The organism is Paenibacillus catalpae, from assembly GCF_900112695.1.
Taxonomy (GTDB): domain Bacteria; phylum Bacillota; class Bacilli; order Paenibacillales; family Paenibacillaceae; genus Pristimantibacillus; species Pristimantibacillus catalpae.
This window is the reverse complement of record NZ_FOMT01000004.1, coordinates 200,642-219,392: the sequence shown is the minus strand read 5'-3', so window position 1 is coordinate 219,392 and position 18,751 is coordinate 200,642. Positions and strand designations below refer to the sequence as shown.

At 51.3% G+C, this 18,751-nt stretch carries 17 protein-coding genes; 11 read left to right on the top strand and 6 right to left on the bottom strand.

Annotated elements, in window-relative coordinates; all coding sequences use genetic code 11:
* The first annotated feature begins 3 nt into the window (after positions 1-3).
* The gene (locus BM200_RS18730) at positions 4-933 is read left to right on the top strand and encodes a TauD/TfdA dioxygenase family protein (RefSeq protein WP_091188186.1); all 930 of its coding nucleotides are present in this window, start codon (positions 4-6) and stop codon (positions 931-933) included.
* Between the two features lie 53 nt (positions 934-986).
* Positions 987-1,295: a Dabb family protein gene (locus BM200_RS18725; RefSeq protein ID WP_091188185.1), complete on the top strand. Its 309-nt coding sequence runs from the start codon at positions 987-989 to the stop codon at positions 1,293-1,295.
* Positions 1,296-1,353: 58 nt separating this feature from the next.
* Here the strand turns inward: BM200_RS18725 and BM200_RS18720 are convergent, their stop codons facing one another.
* Entirely contained in the window at positions 1,354-1,581 is a 228-nt protein-coding gene (locus BM200_RS18720) for a DUF2642 domain-containing protein (RefSeq protein WP_091188184.1), read from the bottom strand.
* A 259-nt stretch (positions 1,582-1,840) separates the two neighbouring features.
* Here BM200_RS18720 and BM200_RS18715 point away from each other — a divergent pair, with 259 nt between their 5' ends.
* The 5 genes from BM200_RS18715 (at position 1,841) to BM200_RS18695 (ending at position 9,094) form a co-directional block, all read left to right on the top strand.
* Positions 1,841-2,509, top strand: coding sequence for a bifunctional 2-keto-4-hydroxyglutarate aldolase/2-keto-3-deoxy-6-phosphogluconate aldolase (locus tag BM200_RS18715; RefSeq protein WP_091188183.1), 669 nt, complete (start codon positions 1,841-1,843; stop codon positions 2,507-2,509).
* A 183-nt stretch (positions 2,510-2,692) separates the two neighbouring features.
* Positions 2,693-4,078 (top strand): class II fumarate hydratase, encoded by a 1,386-nt coding sequence (gene fumC / locus BM200_RS18710; protein ID WP_091188182.1) that lies wholly within the window; start codon positions 2,693-2,695, stop codon positions 4,076-4,078.
* Between the two features lie 598 nt (positions 4,079-4,676).
* Entirely contained in the window at positions 4,677-6,644 is a 1,968-nt protein-coding gene (locus BM200_RS18705) for an ABC-F family ATP-binding cassette domain-containing protein (RefSeq protein ID WP_091188181.1), read from the top strand.
* Positions 6,645-6,794: 150 nt separating this feature from the next.
* Positions 6,795-7,424 carry a fumarylacetoacetate hydrolase family protein gene (locus BM200_RS18700; RefSeq protein WP_091188180.1) on the top strand — a complete coding sequence of 210 codons (630 nt, stop codon included), beginning with the start codon at positions 6,795-6,797 and terminating at the stop codon, positions 7,422-7,424.
* Positions 7,425-7,582: 158 nt separating this feature from the next.
* Positions 7,583-9,094, top strand: coding sequence for an MDR family MFS transporter (locus BM200_RS18695; protein WP_091188179.1), 1,512 nt, complete (start codon positions 7,583-7,585; stop codon positions 9,092-9,094).
* A gap of 69 nt (positions 9,095-9,163) precedes the next feature.
* On the opposite strand, the gene BM200_RS18690 is transcribed toward BM200_RS18695, so the two are convergent.
* Both BM200_RS18690 and BM200_RS18685 read right to left on the bottom strand, forming a co-directional pair.
* Positions 9,164-9,598 carry a Dps family protein gene (locus BM200_RS18690; RefSeq protein WP_091188178.1) on the bottom strand — a complete coding sequence of 145 codons (435 nt, stop codon included), beginning with the start codon at positions 9,596-9,598 and terminating at the stop codon, positions 9,164-9,166.
* A gap of 56 nt (positions 9,599-9,654) precedes the next feature.
* Positions 9,655-10,689, bottom strand: a complete 1,035-nt coding sequence (locus tag BM200_RS18685; protein WP_091188177.1) for a LacI family DNA-binding transcriptional regulator — start codon at positions 10,687-10,689, stop codon at positions 9,655-9,657.
* Positions 10,690-11,139: 450 nt separating this feature from the next.
* Between BM200_RS18685 and BM200_RS18680 the strand changes: the two genes are divergently transcribed.
* From BM200_RS18680 to BM200_RS18665, 4 genes are all read left to right on the top strand, one after another.
* A complete protein-coding gene (locus BM200_RS18680; protein ID WP_091188176.1) occupies positions 11,140-12,459 on the top strand; it encodes a sugar ABC transporter substrate-binding protein in 1,320 nt (439 codons plus the stop codon).
* Between the two features lie 84 nt (positions 12,460-12,543).
* The gene (locus BM200_RS18675) at positions 12,544-13,851 is read left to right on the top strand and encodes a sugar ABC transporter permease (RefSeq protein ID WP_091188175.1); all 1,308 of its coding nucleotides are present in this window, start codon (positions 12,544-12,546) and stop codon (positions 13,849-13,851) included.
* Positions 13,848-14,696, top strand: coding sequence for a sugar ABC transporter permease (locus BM200_RS18670; protein ID WP_091188174.1), 849 nt, complete (start codon positions 13,848-13,850; stop codon positions 14,694-14,696). Before BM200_RS18675 ends, BM200_RS18670 begins: the two co-directional genes overlap by 4 nt.
* A gap of 218 nt (positions 14,697-14,914) precedes the next feature.
* A complete protein-coding gene (locus BM200_RS18665; protein ID WP_091188173.1) occupies positions 14,915-15,385 on the top strand; it encodes a hypothetical protein in 471 nt (156 codons plus the stop codon).
* Positions 15,386-15,400: 15 nt separating this feature from the next.
* Here BM200_RS18665 and BM200_RS18660 read toward each other — a convergent pair whose 3' ends face one another.
* The 3 genes from BM200_RS18660 to trxB form a co-directional block, all read right to left on the bottom strand.
* Positions 15,401-15,817, bottom strand: coding sequence for a helix-turn-helix transcriptional regulator (locus BM200_RS18660; RefSeq protein ID WP_091188172.1), 417 nt, complete (start codon positions 15,815-15,817; stop codon positions 15,401-15,403).
* Positions 15,818-15,840: 23 nt separating this feature from the next.
* Complete coding sequence (locus BM200_RS18655) at positions 15,841-17,592, bottom strand: alpha-glycosidase (protein WP_091188171.1); 1,752 nt, start codon at positions 17,590-17,592, stop codon at positions 15,841-15,843.
* Positions 17,593-17,777: 185 nt separating this feature from the next.
* Positions 17,778-18,719, bottom strand: coding sequence for a thioredoxin-disulfide reductase (gene trxB, locus BM200_RS18650; protein ID WP_091188170.1), 942 nt, complete (start codon positions 18,717-18,719; stop codon positions 17,778-17,780).
* Positions 18,720-18,751 lie beyond the last annotated feature (32 nt).

Here is an 18,751-nt window from a genome sequence, read left to right as displayed (position 1 = left end):
TCCATGACTCAATTAACTGTAGACACATCCCGTCAATTTGATCTTTTTACGAAACGCCAAATTCAAGGCGGCCCGCGTTTCTTGCAGCGTTTGGCTGATGGACTTGAGGATCGTCCTTACACCTTATTCACGCTGAAGCCGCTTGGTCCGGTTATTGGTGCCGAGATTGAAGGAGTCGACTTAAGTGAGCAGGTTTCGCCGGAAGTAAAAGAAGAGCTGCATCGCGCTCTGCTGGAATGGAAGGTTCTTTTCTTCCGCGATCAGGATATTACAAGCCAGCAGCAACTGAATTTTGCAAGACAATGGGGAGAGCTGGAGAATCATCCGTTCCTGCCAAAAGGCGCAGCCGCCGAAATTACCCGATTCGAGAAAGATGCCAATATGAAGGGCCAGGAGAATAACTGGCACTCGGATGTCAGTTGGCGCCTTGAACCTTCCCTAGGTGCGGTTCTCCGGTTGTCCGAGGTGCCGCCGCAAGGCGGGGACACGCTGTGGGCGGACATGGGGGCTGCTTATGATAACCTGCCCGAGGATGTGAAGGAGCGCATTGATGGGCTGAAGGCGATTCACGATTTTACTCCGACATTTGGCCGGAACATGCCGCCGGAGCTGCTTGCCCAGAAGCAGGCGGAATTCCCTGCAGCAGAGCATCCGGTTGTCCGGACACATCCGGAGACGGGACGTAAGACGCTGTTTGTGAATCCGGTATTCACGACACGGATTATTGGTCTGGATGAAGAAGAAGGAGAGAAGCTGCTCCAATACCTCTTCCAGCAAGCGGCCATACCGGAATACCAAGTGCGTTTCCATTGGGAAAAGAATTCGGTTGCGCTGTGGGATAACCGCGCCACCCAGCATTATGCTTCTTCCGATTATTATCCAAACCGCCGCGTTGCGGAACGGATTTCTATTATTGGCGACCGTCCTTATTAATTATATACTTAGGGCAGGCTTGGCCTATCAAAGCGCTAAAGGAGAGGAAGCAATTGCCCGCAACAACATGGATTCAGCACTCCGTTATTTTTACCTTGAAGCATGCCGAAGGCTCTGAACTGGAACAGAAGTTTCTTGAGGACGGCAAAGCGATTCTAAGCTCCATTCCCGCTGTTCAGCAGTTCCGCGTATTCCGTCAAGTCAGCCCGAAGAATGATTACAAATTCGGATTCTCGATGGAGTTCGCTGACCAGGCGGCCTATGAGGCTTATAATGCGCATCCGCTGCATGTAAGCTTTGTAGAAGAGCGTTGGGTGAAAGAAGTAGAAGCGTTCCTCGAGATTGATTATTCGGAAGTGTAAAAAGTAAGAGGGTGCATCTGGAGGCCGATCGGGCTTCCGGAGACACCCTCTTTTTGCGTTAATAGGCCGGTTCGAAGGAAAACGATGCGATATTCATGACAAGCACGTATTTGGTCTGGTTCGTATCGGTCGTTAGCGTGAGATAAGCGGGGTCAAATGCCGTCAGAATGCCTTGTACGACGCCGGCAGCGGTTGATACGGTCATTAATTCGCCTTTGTGGCGGGTCATCAGGGAGTAAAGGGTTGATCCCGGCGTAATGAGATGGGAGACAGATGGCGTTGTCATAAGAATCATTCCTTTCTTGAAATGTCTGACAGTAATACGCTTTAATTCTAAGAATTTATAAGTGTTGAAACGCGCCCCGCCACCAAAGGATGGAGAGGCCGTTTCACCTTGGGTATATTATAAGTATCCGCTTACAAGCAAAAACGGAACCAGATTTTTAATAGGGTTGTCCGAATGTTGGATATAGGCCTATAATGGAGCGGGAATGTTCAATCTTTTTGCGTTTATTTCACTTGTGACTATGGGAGGTCATTATTTCATGAAGAAGCTGAAAGTACTTGGGCAATTAACAGAGGCGGGTGTCGTTGCAGTTCTGCGTGCAGATTCGCAGGAGGAAGTAGCAGAGATGGCACGCCGTGCCATTAAAGGCGGAATTAAAGCAATTGAAATTACGATGACAGTGCCGTTTGCGCTTCGCGCAATCGAGCAGTTGTCGAAAGAGTATTCCAGCACGGCTTCACCGGATGCGGACAACTTCGCGATTATCGGTGTAGGTACGGTACTTGATCCGGAAACCGCACGCGCAGCGATCATGGCTGGAGCAGAATTTGTGGTAGCACCTGCTTTTAACCCGGATACGATTAAGCTTTGCAACCGTTATGCGATTCCGGTTATGCCGGGTACGATGACGGTTCATGAAATTCAAAGCGCGCTCGAGCTTGGCGTTGATGTAGTCAAGCTGTTCCCGGGCAACCTGTTCTCGCCAAGCATCATCCCGTCGATCAAAGGCCCGCTGCCGCAGGCGAACATTATGCCAACGGGCGGTGTATCGCTCTCCAATCTGAAGGATTGGGTCAAAGCCGGGGCCGTAGCTGTAGGGATCGGTTCCGATCTGACGAAGGATGCGGTAGCAACAGGCGACTTCTCGCTGATCGAGCAAAAAGCAAGCGCATATATGGAAGCCTATCGCGCTGCGAGAGGCCTGTAGTTAGCAAACGTCCTGATGACGGGAGAGTTCGAATTTCTCCCTCTTGGGGCGTTTTTGTATGCTGGGCTTGGAATTATGCCGTCCCGGCATGGATATGAGGCGGTAATCGTATTGAAATGACCGGGTGATATTGTATAAAGTAGTACTATGTGCATGTAAACATGAAGGAGGCCGTTAAAGAGCATGGAGTACCGGATTGAGAAAGATACAATGGGTGAGATTAAAGTTGCTGCGGACAAGCTGTGGGGAGCTCAAACCCAGCGCAGCCTGCAGAACTTCAAAATTAGCGGCGAGCGTATGCCGATTCAAGTCGTTTATGCAATGGCGATCATCAAGAAAGCTGCGGCAATTGCGAACCTGAAGCTTGGCAAGTTGGAAGCGGAGAAAGCCGGCGTAATCGGCGAAGCGGTTGACGAGATTCTGACAGGCAAATGGGACGAGCATTTCCCGCTTGTTGTATGGCAGACAGGCAGCGGCACGCAAACAAACATGAACGTGAACGAGGTTGTGGCACACCGTGCGAACCAGCTGCTTGCCGAGCGCGGCAGCGAAGCACGCATTCATCCCAACGATGACGTGAACCGTTCCCAAAGCTCAAACGATACATTCCCGGCAGCTTTGCATATCGCAGGCGTTATCGATGTGGAAGACAAGCTGATCCCGGCTATCGATGTACTCGCTGCTACATTTGTAGAAAAAATGGAGAAGTTCGATAACATCGTGAAAATCGGCAGAACGCATCTGCAGGATGCAACGCCAATTACGCTTGGTCAAGAAATCAGCGGCTGGCATGCCATGCTGGAAAAAACCCGCGCAATGCTGATCCAAAGCGTTGACACCATGCGTGAACTGGCGCTTGGCGGTACAGCGGTTGGCACGGGGCTTAACGCTCATCCTGATTTTGCGGTTCAAGTTGCGACTGAAGTAACCGCTTTGACAGGCAAAACCTTCATTACAGCTCCAAACAAATTCCACTCGCTCACAAGCCATGACCAAATCGTGTACGCACACGGTGCGGTAAAAGCACTCGCGGCGGATCTGATGAAAATCGCCAACGACGTTCGCTGGCTGGCAAGTGGTCCGCGCTGCGGCATCGGCGAGATTACGATTCCTGAGAACGAGCCAGGCAGCTCGATTATGCCGGGTAAAGTAAACCCTACACAAAGCGAAGCGCTGACTATGGCAGCTTGCCAAGTATTCGGCAACGACGCAACAATCGGCTTTGCGGCAAGCCAAGGCAACTTCGAGCTTAACGTGTTCAAGCCGGTTATTATTTACAACTTCCTGCAATCCGTTGCTCTGATGGCGGACGGCATGATCTCGTTCAACGATAACTGTGCAGTTGGTATCGAGCCTAACGAAGCGGTAATCAAACGCAATCTGGATCAATCGCTTATGCTGGTTACAGCTCTGAACCCGTACATCGGTTACGAGAATGCGGCGGCGATTGCGAAAAACGCGCACAAAAAAGGACTGACGCTGAAAGAATCCGCGATCGCAAGCGGCCTCCTCACTTCGGAACAGTTCGACGAATACGTGAAACCGGAAGCAATGGTCGGCAAACGTTAATAGATGCAAGCAGGCTCCGGGTATCCGGAGCCTGTTTTTTTTGTGCGGGCTTTTGAAGTGTGGGGTTAAGGTCCCTGAGGGACCTTAACGCGGGCTAACTGCGGAGTTAGTGGTCGCTTAAGGTCCTTCGGGGACCTTAAGGTTGTCTGAAGCAGCAGATTTTGGCGGGAAAGTGCATGAGTTCGGGAGTTTAAGGTCCCTGAGGGACCTTAACTCGGGCTAACAGCGGAGTTAGTGGACGCTTAAGGTCCTTCGGGGACCTTAAGGTTATCTGAAGCAGCTGATTACGGCGGGAATGTGCACGAGTTCGGGAGTTTAAGGTCCCTGAGGGACCTTAAACTCGGGCTAACAGCGGAGTTAGTAGACACTTAAGGTCCTTCGGGGACCTTAAGGTTGGAAGAGTCTGCGGAAAGAAATTCGTCTGGTGGCAGGTGACTGGCTAAGCTTAACGATGTCGGGCATCGTTAAGGTGTTGGAGAGTGCGTCCCTGCTTAAGGCGGCAGGCTCGGATGCCAGCAGGCGGTCGAATATGGTATGATACGGATGGCAGATGCCCATGCGGCGGCTGCACATTTTGGATGTAAAGTAGGGTTCTCTTATGCATTTATTATCTGTTGAACATATAACAAAAAGCTACGGCGAGAAAATGCTCTTCGAGGACGTTACCTTTGGCGTCGAAGAAGGCGACAAGATTGGCATTATCGGCGTAAACGGAACGGGGAAGTCGACGTTTCTGAAAGTCATCGCCGGGTTTGAACCTGCCGATTCGGGCAACATTTCGATTGGTAACCGGGTGGTAGTCCGGATGCTGGCACAGGATCCGGCATTCGCACCGGGCGAAACGGCCCTCGAGCATGTTCTTGGCGGCGACTCCCCTCAGCTGCGGGCGGTCCGCGAGTACGCGGCTGCGCTTGAAGCGCTTGAGCTGAAGCCAACCGATGAGTCGCTGCAGGAGCGGCTGATTAAAGCGAATCAGAAGATGGATGAGCTGGATGCGTGGACGCTGGAGAGTGAAGCGAAGACGGCGCTTGGCCGGCTTGGCATCCAGAATTTTAACGATAAAGTGGATACCTTCTCAGGCGGCCAGCGGAAACGCGTAGCGATGGCAGCGGCGCTGCTGCAGCCATCGGATATTCTTATTCTGGACGAGCCTACCAACCATATCGATAACGAGTCTGTCGCGTGGCTGGAAAGCATGCTGCAGAAGCGCAAAGGCGCCCTGCTCATGATTACCCATGACCGCTACTTCTTGGACCGGGTAAGCAACCGCGTCATTGAGCTGGACAAGGGGCGGGCGTTCTTCTATGAAGCGAACTACAGCCGGTTCCTCGAGCTGAAGGTGGAGCGGGAAGAGCGTGAGGCGGCATCGGAGGATAAACGCCAAAACCTGCTGCGTAATGAGCTGGCTTGGATTCGGCGTGGAGCAAAAGCCCGGTCGACCAAACAGAAGGCACGGATCGACCGGTTCGAAGATTTGAAAGCACAGGCTCCTAAACAATCGTCCGGCAAAATGGACGTATCTGTTGCTTCTACGCGGCTGGGCAAAAAAATCGTGGAAATGGAGTCGGTCAGCAAACGTTTTGGCGACCGCACGCTTATCCGGGATTTCAGCTATATCGCAGTGCCGGAGGATCGTGTTGGCATCGTTGGTCGCAACGGCAGCGGCAAATCCACTCTAATGAAGCTGATTGCCCACAAGCTTGAGCCCGATGAAGGCAAGGTTGAGCTGGGTATGACTGTTAAGCTTGGCTGGTTCTCTCAGGAGCATGAAGAGATGGACGAATCGCTTCGCGTAATCGAGTATATTCGCGAAGGAGCAGAGCAGGTACGCACAGCAGACGGTACAACGATCTCGGCAGGCCAAATGCTGGAGAGGTTCCTTTTCCCGCCGGCCATGCAGTGGTCGATCATCGGCAAGCTGTCCGGCGGCGAGAAGCGCCGTCTGCAACTGCTGCGAGTCCTGATGAATGCTCCTAACGTGCTGCTGCTTGACGAGCCAACCAATGACCTGGATATTGCAACGTTATCGGTGCTGGAGGATTATCTCGACGACTTCCCGGGCGTTGTGTTTGTGGTCTCTCATGACCGCTACTTCCTTGACCGTACGGTTGATAAAATATTTGCCTTTGAAGGTGAAGGCGTTATTACGCAGCATGTCGGCAACTATACGGAATACCAGGAATATGTGGAGAAGCATGGCGGTTCTTCGGATTCAGCCGGTCTTGCTGCGGGAAGCGGCAAACTTGCACAGGCAGCGATTAAGCCGGCAGCAGGAGCAGATGCATCAGCGGCAGACAGCGGAAGCAAACCATCCGGTGAGAAAGCTTTACGGATGTCGTATAAAGACCAGAAGGATTATGAGCAGATTGATGAGTGGATCGCGAAGGCGGAAGAGCAGCTGGTATCCGTTACTGAGCGGATGAATAATGCGGGCAGCGATTCTGCTCTGCTGCAGCAATTGGTTGACGAGCAGCAGCAGCTGGAGACGAAGCTGGAAGAGCTGATGGATCGCTGGACGGAGCTTAACGAGCTCGCCGAGAAGATCGCAGCACAGAAAAAAGGCTAGACCGTTTATAGATGCAAGAATCATCACGAACAGCCCAGTTCAGGCTGTCTGTGTGACCATTCTTTAAGCATAAGCTTACGAAGCAAGAATCATCACGAACAGCCCAGTTCAGGCTGTCTGAGTAATAATTCTTTTCAGGAGGACAAATCCATGGCAAACGATATTCGCAACATCTATTGCATCGGCCGAAACTACCGGCTGCATGCGCTTGAGCTTGGCAACGAGGTGCCGGAGGAGCCGCTCGTATTTACGAAGCCTTCTCATGCTGTCGTACCGATGAATGGCAATGTCGTAGAAATTCCGGGCGGACGCGGGGAAGTGCATTTTGAGCTGGAGCTTGTGCTGCTGATTGCACGCCCTCTTGAACCGGGCATGTCACCGGATGACATAATTGACGGATTTGCGCTGGGACTCGACCTGACACTGCGCGATGTGCAAAGCAAGCTGAAAGCGAAAGGCCAGCCTTGGCTCGATGCCAAAGGCTTTAAAGCTTCCGCGCCGCTTGGCGAATGGATGGCTTATCCGGGTGAGGAGGGGCTGAAGGAACATGATTTCGCCCTGCTTCGCAACGGCGAGCAAGCGCAGCTTGGCAACTCGCGGGATATGCTCTTCAGCATCTCCGAGCTGGTGCGCCATATCGATTCGCGTTACGGGCTTGGAGCCGGGGATATTATCTTCACCGGCACGCCTGCTGGCGTAGCCGCACTTCATGAAGGCGACGTGCTCGAAGCACTATGGAATGGTGAGAAAGCAGCAAGCTGTAAGGTGAAGCTGGTATAGTACCGTTTAAATGAACTATCTTAAGAGCAAGACTGTCGAGAAATTGTCGACAGTCTTTTTTTATCCCGTTTCAGATCTTCTTCCCGTTTAAATTCCGTTTAAATTCTGAAGGTAAGATGATCTCAGATGAACGAAGTACGAAGTAGAGAGGTGCTAATGTGAAGAAAAACAATAAAACGCTTATCCTGATCGGCTTGCTTCTTGGCCTTATATTTGCCGAGATGGATGAAACCGTTGTCTCAACGGCGATGCCAACGATAATAAAAGAGCTGCATGGTTTATCGCTGTACGGCTGGGTAGCAGGCGTATATATGCTGGCCATGACGATTGCTATGCCTATATTGGGCAGACTTGCGGATGTATTTGGCCGAAAAAAAGTATATATGAGCTGTATGGCCTTGTTCTGTATTGGTTCCATTGTGTGCGGCTCCGCCGATTCGATGGCGCAGCTGCTCATTGGCAGAGGCGTTCAAGGTATTGGAGCAGGCGGATTAATGCCGATCGCTCTTGTTATTATTGGAGAGTCCTTCCCGCTTGAGCAGCGGGCGAAGGTGCAAAGTCTTATTGGCCCGCTGATGATTCTTCCGCAGTTGATTGGACCAACAATCGGCGGTTATTTTGTCGGCAATCTGAATTGGCATTGGCTGTTCCTAATCAATATTCCCGTAGCAATTATCGCTGTAGCCTTTTTGTTCAAAGGGATGCATGAGTCCAGAGGGGAAGAAAAGCACACCATCGACTGGGCAGGGGCAGGCACGCTTGTCGCGGCACTGCTGTCCTTCCTGATAGCGCCTGTATTGATAGATAATCAGGGATTAAGCTGGTCATCCCCTATTATCCTAGGTCTATTAGCCTTATCGGCTGTGTTGATGGCTCTATTCATTCGAATCGAGTCAGGAGCGAAGGAACCCATCATTCCGCTGCATCTTTTCCGTAACCGTAATGTTGTTGTCTTATCGCTTCTCGTATTTACGCTAATGCTTGGGCTTATGGGCGGCATCGCAACGTTTCCGTTCTTCGCGCAAAATGTCATGGGACTTACGCCAACGCAAGCGGGCTATCTGATGTTCGCTTTTATGGCCGGAGCTATCCCGTCCAGCATTGTAAATGGATTTCTAATTACCCGCGTAGCTTATCGCAACCTGTTTATCACCTGCTTCGTGCTGCCGCTTGTGGGAATCGCTATGCTCACGCAGCTCGCCGTAAGCACAACCCCGCTGTTTGTTATTATTGCCTTCTTTGTCATGGGATTAGGCATTGGAGCGCTGTTTGGCGGTGATAATCTGATCGTGCAGGAGTCCGTAGAAAAGGAGCACAGCGGGGTAGCGCTTGGCACGGTACAGCTGTTCCAATCGCTTGGAGCAACGGTTGGTCTTAGCGTATTCGGCAGTGTCCTGGCGAAGAGCATTAAGGACGGCATAAACGGCTTATCAAGCGGTTTGGATCCGGGAACCGTAGATACGATCAAGACAGGCGGCATTCCGGCCGGCTTGCCATCGGATCTGGTATTCAAGATTCAAACGGTATTTGCCAATGCCTTTGACCATATCTTCGTTATTGCACTCGGATTTGCAGCGGTATCGTTTGTGATCTGCTGGTTCTTGAAGAAGGAGGTGCTCACGAAACGCGAGGAAATAGACGTAGAGGCCGCTGGAAAAACGGTTGCTTAGCATAACAAGCTTAAAAACACCCCCGCAGAAGGCCGGAAAGCCAATGCGGGGGTGTTTTTTTCTCAGCTATCAGGCGTTAAATGCGGTCAGCATCCAGACATGCTTTTCTAGGGTGGTGTGTATCGCAAGCAGCATGTCGGCGGTTGTCTCGTCACCGGCACTTTGCGCAATTTCCATGCCTTGCTTAAGTTCACCGATTACGGTAGAGAAGTCGCCAATCAGCGTCTCGACCATCTGGGTAGCCGATTCGCTGCCGCTGGCTTCCTTAATGCTCGCGATCTTCAAGTATTCCGCCATCGTAGCGACCGGTGCGCCTTTTAAGGCCAGCAGCCGCTCGGCAAGCTCGTCGACATGAAGAGCCGCTTCTTCGTAGAATTCCTGGAATTTCACGTGCAGGGTGAAAAATTGCGTTCCTTTTACATACCAGTGATAGTTGTGCAATTTAATGTACAGGACGCTCCAATTGGCAATTTGTTTATTCAGAACGTCATTTGTTTGGGTCATAGGTTTCTCATTCCTTTCCTAGGCAATAGTGTGTGCGAAGGAAAGGATTTGCATACTTAAAAACCTCGGTTAACAGTGAGGCGAACGGATGATTCTCGTACGATCAGCCGGTGCGGAATAATGACATTAGGCTGATGGATAGGCTCGTCCAGAATAAGACGGATCAGCATCTGGGATGCTGTATAGCCAAGCTGGTAGGTGCCGATATCAACGGAGCTGATCGGCGGCGTTGCAAGCTCGGACAGCGCAATATTGTTGAAGCTGACAAGGCTTATATCATCAGGCACCTTGTAGCCGAGTTCGGTTAAGCCGCGAAGGACGCCGAAGGCAACCACATCGTCGATAACGACAAGTCCTGTCGGACGTTCAGGCAGCCCCATCATAAACGACATCGCCCGGAAGCCGCTTTCCTGCAGGAATTCACCTTCCACGACCCATTCCGACTGCATCGGCAAGCCAGCCTCGCCCATCGCTTTCTTGTAGCCTTCCATCCGGTCATGGGATACGGTCAGATTCGCAGGTCCGCTCACAAAGCCGATTCTTGAATGGCCTTGCTTGATCAGGTGGTGGGTGGCATCATAGGCAGCCTGCACGTTATCGTTATTGACCGTCATCATGCGAGTGTGCTCCTCGCCAGTACGGCCAATCAGGATGCTCGGGAAATCCTGTGCGCCCAAATAGCGGATTAGCGGATCGTTTACCCTTGCGGACAGCAAGATGACGCCATCTACCCGTCTGCCAAATACGAGGCGGGAGATCGTCTCGGTCTCATCATGTGCGCTTGTTGCTGTCGTAAGCAGCATATCGTAGCCCGCTCTTGTCGAGTGGGTCAGTATTCCTCTTAGCAATTCTCCGAAAAAGAAGTCCTGGAACAGCTCTTCGGCAGGGCGGGGGAGCATAATGGCTAACGTCTTAGTTGTCTTCGAGACGAGACTTTTAGCCATGACGTTTGGGTGATAGCCCATTTCCTCCATAATCTTTTTGACCTTGGCAGTGGTCTCCTTGCTGATCCGGGGATGATTGGATACCACCCTCGACACGGTCGAAGGGGAAACGCCTGCTGCTCTCGCAATATCTTTAATGGTTACCATCGTTATCGTGATCCCCTTACTGTTATGCAATCGTTTGAACTCTATGCCTACATGTTACTTGAACGGCTGTTTAAAGTAAACGGGCAGTTAGGGGCTTTGTTAAACAATCCATGAAATATTGGGAAAGTATGAGGAAAACGAAGGAAACGAGAGATAACTATTAAATTCCCTGCGCAGATCATCTGTGCAAACGTTTTAACAATTTCTATGGGCTGTTGTATGATGAATTTGTGGATATAACGCTTTCATGAAGGATATTGGCGGAAAAATAGCCGAAATCGAATGAAAACGGGGTACGCCCTTACTTTTTCATTGCCAGTTGCACAAACGTTTGCACAAATCGACATTTAGCGGCATGACAGCCGCGGTCGCATGCAGAGGCATAGGGAACGGGTGAAAATCGGCGGCACTATATCCCAAGTCATACAATACGAAAGGGGATCTTTAAGAATGAAAAAATGGTTTGTAACGACGATGATCACGGCGTTGTTTATCGTGTCGGCTTGCGGAGGCGGCGGCAGCAATAACAACGGCAGCTCTGCGGCAACCAATGCTCCTGCTGCTACGGACGAGGCTGCTGCTAACAACGCAGGTGCAAGCGAAGAGCCGGCAAATGAGACAATTGTGCCGGAGGAAGGCGCAACCCTGACGGTATGGGATTCGAAGAACGAGCGCGGTTTTGTAGAAGAAATGGCGAAAGAATTTACGGCGCAATATAACATTCCGGTGAAGATTGAAGAAGTAGAGTCGCCGGATCAAGTGAAAAAGCTGACGACTGACGGTCCTGCGGGCATCGGCGCAGACATTGTAACGTTCCCGCATGACAACCTTGGTCAAGCGGCATCGGCCGGACTTATTCTTCCTAACGATTTCTTTGAAGAGGAAACCAGAACAGCCAACGCTGAAGCAGCGGTTAACGCGGTGACTTCCGATGGTATCCTGTACGGCTACCCTCGCTCGGTTGAAACGTACGCGCTCTTCTATAACAAAGACCTGGTTCAGACACCTCCTGCATCGTTTGACGACATCGTTACATTCTCGAAGACCTTTAATGATCCCGCAAAAAATAAATATGCCCTCATGTGGGAAATGGGCAACTTCTACTTCAACTACATCTTCTTTGCATCTACTGGCGGTTATGTGTTTGGCGAGAACGGCTCAAACGCGGCGGATATCGGCCTGAACAATGATGGCGCGGTTGAAGGCCTGAAATCCTTCCAATCCTTGAATAAGATTTTGCCGATCAAATCCGGTGATGCTTCCGCAGACATTATCCAGGGCAAGTTTGCGGATAAATCGCTTGCGATGACGATTACGGGTCCTTGGAAAGTCGGCGACTTCAAGAACCTGGGCATTAACTTTGGCGTAGCTCCAATCCCAACCATTAACGGAAAATCGGCTGTGTCGTTCTCCGGCGTAAAAGCTTGGTATGTTAACTCATTCACGAAATACCCGAATGCATCCCGTCTGTTCGCAAACTTCATCTCTTCCAAAGCCGGCCAGTTGAAAGATTACTCGCTGACAGGCGCCATTCCGGCAAACAAAGAAGCGATGGAAGATCCAACCTTTAAAGCGGATGAAATTTCGAGCGGCTTTGCAGCACAATTCGTGAACTCGCAGGCTATGCCTTCCATTCCCGAGATGGGCAGCGTATGGGATCCAATCGGCGCAGCTCTGGCAGATATCTGGAACGAGAACAAAGATCCTAAGGCAGCTCTCGACAATGCGGTAACGCAAATACAAGAAGCGGCAAAAGGCACGACGAAATAATCGTTTCGCGAAATAAGAGACAGATGGCTCGCCCGCCGAAGCAGCTTCGGCGGGCATGAGGCTATGGAAGGGAGTAACACGGGTATGAATCGTCGTCGCAGTGCTATTTTGTCCGCCATATTTATGGGGCTCGGCCAGCTGTACAACCGGCAATATATAAAGGGAGTACTGCTCTTGCTCACGGGAGCGGCAGCGTTTGGTTATTTTATTCCGCGGCTTGTGCATGATCTTTGGGGGATTTGGACGCTTGGGGACGCACCATCCAAGATGGTGAAGGTAGGCAAGGTTTATCAGACGGTCAAAGGGGATCATTCGATCTTCCTGATGATTAACGGATTAATTACGGTTTTGATATTAGCGCTATTTATCACCATTTACATTATGAATATTCGCGATGCGTACCGTACGGGAGCTGCAAGGGATCAAGGCGGCAAGGCTGCCGCCTTCCGGGAGTCCATCAGTTATGTGTGGGACCGCAAATTCCCGCATCTGCTGCTGACCATTCCGGGGCTAGGCGTATTGTTCTTGACGATTATGCCGATTGTCTTCATGATCCTGCTTTCGTTCACGAACTACTCATTGCCTCAACATATTCCGCCGGCGAAGCTGGTCGATTGGGTTGGCTTCAACACCTTTAAGGATCTGCTCACGCTGAAGTCCTGGAGCAGGACGTTTTTTGGCGTCTTTACATGGACGATTATTTGGGCGGTACTTGCGACCGCAACCTGTTATTTCGGTGGACTGCTTGTTGCTCTGCTCATCGAACAGAAGGATGTTAAGTTTAAAAAGCTGTGGCGGACGCTCTTCATCCTGCCTTACGCTATCCCGCAGCTCATCTCGCTGCTTGTGATGCGCAATCTGTTTAACGGACAGTTTGGCCCGATCAACCAGTACTTGTCGTATTTCGGCTTTGGCAAGCTGCCTTGGCTGACCGATCCGACATGGGCGAAAGCGACTGCTATTCTCGTTAATATGTGGGTCGGTATTCCGGTATCGATGGTTCTTATTCTTGGCGTGCTTACCGCCATTCCGAAAGATCTCTACGAGGCTGCTGATGTTGACGGCGCATCCGGTTATCAGAAATTCCGCATCGTTACAATGCCGTTTGTCCTGTTCGCGACGGCGCCGATTCTTATCACGCAGTTTGCGGGCAATATCAATAACTTCAATCTGATTTTCCTGCTGACGAACGGAGAACCGCTTAACGGGGAGTATCAATACGCGGGAAGCACGGACCTGCTCGTGACATGGCTGTACAAATTAACGTTGAACAACAGCCAGTTCAATATGGCTTCGGCGATTGGCATTATTATTTTCATCATTATCGCAACGTTCTCCATTATTAATTACCGCCGTACGAAATCGTTCAAAGAGGAGGATATGATCCAATGAAGGCTGGTCAATCGAAAAGCCGTTATATCCGGCTGACGTTCAGCTACGTGGTGCTGTCTGTGATTGCGATATGCTGTCTTTATCCTGCTCTTTGGGTGCTGCTGTCGTCGTTCCGGCCGGGCACATCGCTCTACAGCGATTCGTTTATTCCGAAGTCGTTTACGTTGTCTCATTATACGGAGCTGTTTCAATCGAAAGTATTTCTCTATGGCAGATGGTACCTGAATACGCTGAAAATCGCCATTTTGTCGATGATCTTCTCGACGATTCTGTCGACGATGAGCATGTACGCGCTGTCGCGCTTCCGGTTCAAGGGACGGAAGACACTGCTGACAACGCTGCTCGTCCTTGGCATGTTTCCCGGCTTCATGAGCCTTGTGCCGGTCTATATTTTCCTGCTTCAGCTTAACCTGCTCGATACCCACGCGGCGATCATCATCGTTTATTCCGCGGGCTCCGTACTGATGAACGGCTTTGTTATAAAAGGGTTCTTCGATACGATTCCGCGCAGCCTGGATGAGTCGGCACGCATTGACGGCGCGAATCACCTGCAGATTTTTTACCGCATTATGCTGCCGCTTGCCCGTCCGATTTTGATTTATGTGGCGCTGACGACGTTTGCGGGGGCTTGGGTTGACTTTATTTTTGCCCGGCTGGTGCTTCGTTCGAAGGAGAACTGGACGCTTGCCGTCGGCATGTGGGATCTGGTCAGCTCGTATCAGAATTCGAACTTTACGATGTTCGCCGCAGGTGCCGTGTTGATTGCGGTTCCGATTACGCTGCTATTCGTCTTCCTGCAGAAATTCCTGGTTCAAGGGCTTACGGCAGGGGCTTCGAAAGGGTAAGGGACTGCTTGGCGAATAGGCTTCATAGACTAATCCGGTGCCTGAGGCGCCGGATTTTTTTGTTTGGGTTGGTTGTTTGAGTACGGCATCAAACGGGTAAATAGGCTGAAGCCTCATGGAGTGAAACAAGGTGATTGAATTCAGCGATCATGCGGTAAACTAGTTTTCTATGGCATAATAAATATATGGATACATCTGGTTGGAGGGGGGGCAAGTCGATGAATACAAAATCACTACGGATAGCCACTCTGGTTGTGCTGCTTATTAATCTTATACTCGTAGGTCTTGTGGAGCTCTTCACCTTTGAGATGGAGCCGGGCAAAGGAATAACGGGCAACGGGAATCCCGCGGTTGTCTTATGGTTTATCGAGCTGCCCGCTTATTTGCTGTTATTGACGGGTATAGCCCTAATCGTACATAAAGAACGCTATTTGCTGCAGTACAATCGGATATGGGTTTCGTTCATTCTCCTCATCCTGTTAGCCGTATCGATCTTGCTTCAAGTTGATAAAGCCCAAAGGATTCATGATCAGATTGAAGGCCGCATCGAGGAGTATGGCTGGCTCAATCCATACACGAATACGATCTATATTAACTTTTACTCGTTTCTTAGCGGCATTCTGCTTATGCTGCTTATTCAATCGGTTATTACTCTGATACGTATCCGGATAAAAGGGAATAGAACATAGAAAGACAAGCCAGCTTCAAATCCGGTACGATGAAGGGCTAACGCCGGTCACTTTCTTAAACACGTTGCAGAAGTAGCCCTGATCCTCGTACCCGACCAGCTGAGAGATGCGCGCGATCTTCAGCGTCGTAGTCCGGAGCAGCTCCTTCGACCGTTCGATGCGCACCCGCGTTACATAATCGTTGTAGCTGATGCCGACAATGCACTTAAACCGCAGGAGCGCTCGGCGCCGCAATCGAGTACGCTGCTCAGCCGCTCGAGTTGCTGCTTGATAATCGCAATAATCTCGCGCCAGCCGTAAATACTCGAGCTTCGCTACAGGCGTGCTTCGGAGGCGACTGGGATACACCGCGGCTAGCTTATGACGACGGCTCGTTCGCGGAATGGTAATAGACGAAGTTGCCGAAATGAACAAAAAAAGACGAAGCAGCAATGCTGCATCCGTCTTTTTTTGTGTTAATTAAGCTGCTTCCAAATGCCATAGCCGTACCCCGGGAGCTGCAGCAGCAGCTTCCCGGCTGCCGGCTCTAGCCGCTGCTCATCGCCGAGCAGCGACACCCAGCTGCCGCCGGATGGCACAGCGGCAACGGCCTCGCGTCCTCGCGCATTCATCGCGACGAGGATGCGCTCGTCGCCTTCGCGGCGTTCGTACACGATAACGCCGCCATTCTCGCCATTCGCAGCCTGCAGGAAGCGGATGGCGCTGCTCCGCAGCGCGGCGTGCTCGCGCCTCAGCGCAAGCGCCTGCTTATAGAACGCGAGCAGATCCTGATTCTGCTGCTCAGGCTCCCACACCATGCATTTCCGGCAGTCGGGATCCCCCTCGCCGTTCATGCCCACTTCATCGCCGTAATAAATGCACGGCGTTCCGGGATACGTCAGCTGGAACAAAGCTGCCAGCTTCATGGCGCGAGCGTCTTCGCCGCAAATGGTGAGAAGCCGCGGCGTATCATGGCTGTCCAGCAGGTTAAACGCCGTCTCCGTCACCTGCTGCGGATAAGCGGCAAGCTGCTTGCCGATCGCATCGGCGAACGCTTTCGCATCAATCGTCTGATGCCCGAAGAAGTCGAGCACGGCATTCGTGAACGGATAATTCATGACCGAGTCGAATTGATCGCCCTCCAGCCACATCATCGCATCATGCCAAATCTCGCCGAGAATATATGCCTCCGGATTTACGGCTTTCACCGTTTGGCGGAATTCCCGCCAGAACTGGTGATCGACCTCATTGGCCACATCCAGCCGCCAGCCGTCAATCCCGATTTTCTCAATCCAGTACCGCGCCACATTAAATAAATAAGCTTTCACATCAGGGTTTTCCGTATTCAGCTTTGGCATCATTGGCTCGAATGCAAAGGTCTCGTAGGTAGGAATGCCTTCCTCTACGCGGAGAGGCCATTCACGCACATGGAACCAGTTCGCATAAACGGATTTGTCGCCATTTTTCAGCAGATCCACAAATGGCGGGAATGTCCGGCCGGCATGGTTGAACACCGCATCCAGCAGGACGCGGATACCGCGTGCATGGCAGGCTTCAACAAGCTCCTTCAGCGTCCCGTTGCTGCCAAAGTGACGGTCCACCTGCATATAGTTCTCGGTATCGTATTTGTGGTTGGTCGTCGCTTCGAAAAGTGGAGTGAAGTAGACGGCATTAATGCCAAGCTCGGACAAATAATCAAGATGGTCAAGCACGCCCTGCAGGTCGCCTCCAAAGAAATTCGTTGGAGTTGGCTTGCCGCCCCAAGCTTCCGTCTCCGCTGGATTTAGCGAGGGATCACCGTTCGCAAAACGCTCCGGGAAGATTTGATAGAACACGGCGTCCTTCACCCAGGCGGGAGGAGCGAACACATCTACGGGATTAATATAGGGAAAATCAAAAAACGCATTTGGGTTATCCGGCAGCTCAGCCGGGAACCCGCTCTCCGTCATAATGACCGTTTCATCGCCATCCGTCAGGCGGAAGGCATAACGAAGCCTGCGAAACGGCGGCTCAATGGAAACCTCCCAGTAATCAAACAGGGCATCCGAGGATAATACGCTCATGTCGGTAATCGTAAAGGTTCCGCTCCAGTTGTACTTATCTCCGGCGATGAGCTCAACACGCTGGGCATCATTCTTTTTCGTGCGGATCCGAATATGAAGAGTGCTATTGTCATACGCATAAGCCCAGTTTTGCTTTGGTCTGTGATAGATCGCTTCCAGCAGCATAAATGAGGATCACTCCAATCGAATAATGGGGTAAAACAAAAAAAGGCACAACCTGCTAATAAATCAGCGAGGTTGTACCTTTGTAGGTAGCATTGCCTTTAAATTGTTGTTCGTTGTTCGAACCTCTTCATTATACAAGGAATGGCTCGAACAAGCCACAGGCAGCCACAAGAATTCACAATATCTTAAGCATGCACCGCGTCATGGCTTTGTGCTTCCAGGAAGCGTTCCGCATCAAGAGCTGCCATACAGCCGCTGCCTGCTGCTGTAATCGCTTGGCGGTATTGACGGTCTTGCACGTCGCCGCAGGCGAATACGCCAGGGATGTTGGTCTCCGAAGTGCCGGGCTTCACGATAATGTAGCCTTGCTCATCGGTGTCGATTTGGCCGCCGAGGAATTTCGTGTTAGGGGTATGGCCGATTGTGATGAACACGCCGTCCGCCTCTACGAATTCTTCTTCGCCAGTTGCGTTGTTGAGTACTTTAAGACCTTTCAAGCCCATTTCGCCAGGAACGATCTCAAGCGGAGTTTTGTTCAGGTTCCAGCTGATTTTTTCGTTCGCGCGTGCGCGGTCCTGCATGATTTTCGAAGCGCGAAGCTCGTCACGACGGTTTACAACGGTAACTTCGGAAGCAAAGCGTGTCAGGAACACCGCTTCTTCCATTGCGGAGTCGCCGCCGCCTACGATGATCAGCTTTTTGTTGCGGAAGAAGAAGCCGTCGCATGTTGCGCAAGTGCTGACGCCGCGTCCGATGTTTTCTTGCTCGCCTGGAATGCCAAGATATTTAGCGGATGCGCCAGTTGATATAATAACGGATTCCGCTTGAATCTCGCCAATACCTTCTACATCAAGCGTGTAAGGGCGTTTGCTGAAGTCTACGCTCTTAACCGAGCCATTGCGGAAGGTTGCGCCAAAGCGCTGCGCTTGTTTGCGCATGTTGGACATCAATTCGCTGCCAAGAATACCTTCAGGGAAGCCTGGGAAGTTCTCGATCTCCGTTGTTGTAGTAAGCTGACCGCCTGGCTGCCAGCCTTCAATGACGAGTGGTTCCATATTAGCGCGCGCAAGATAGATCGCCGCCGTTAAGCCGGCAGGGCCGGTACCGATAATAACTGTTTTATGCATAATGATTTCCTCCGTTCTAAATGGTGAATCAT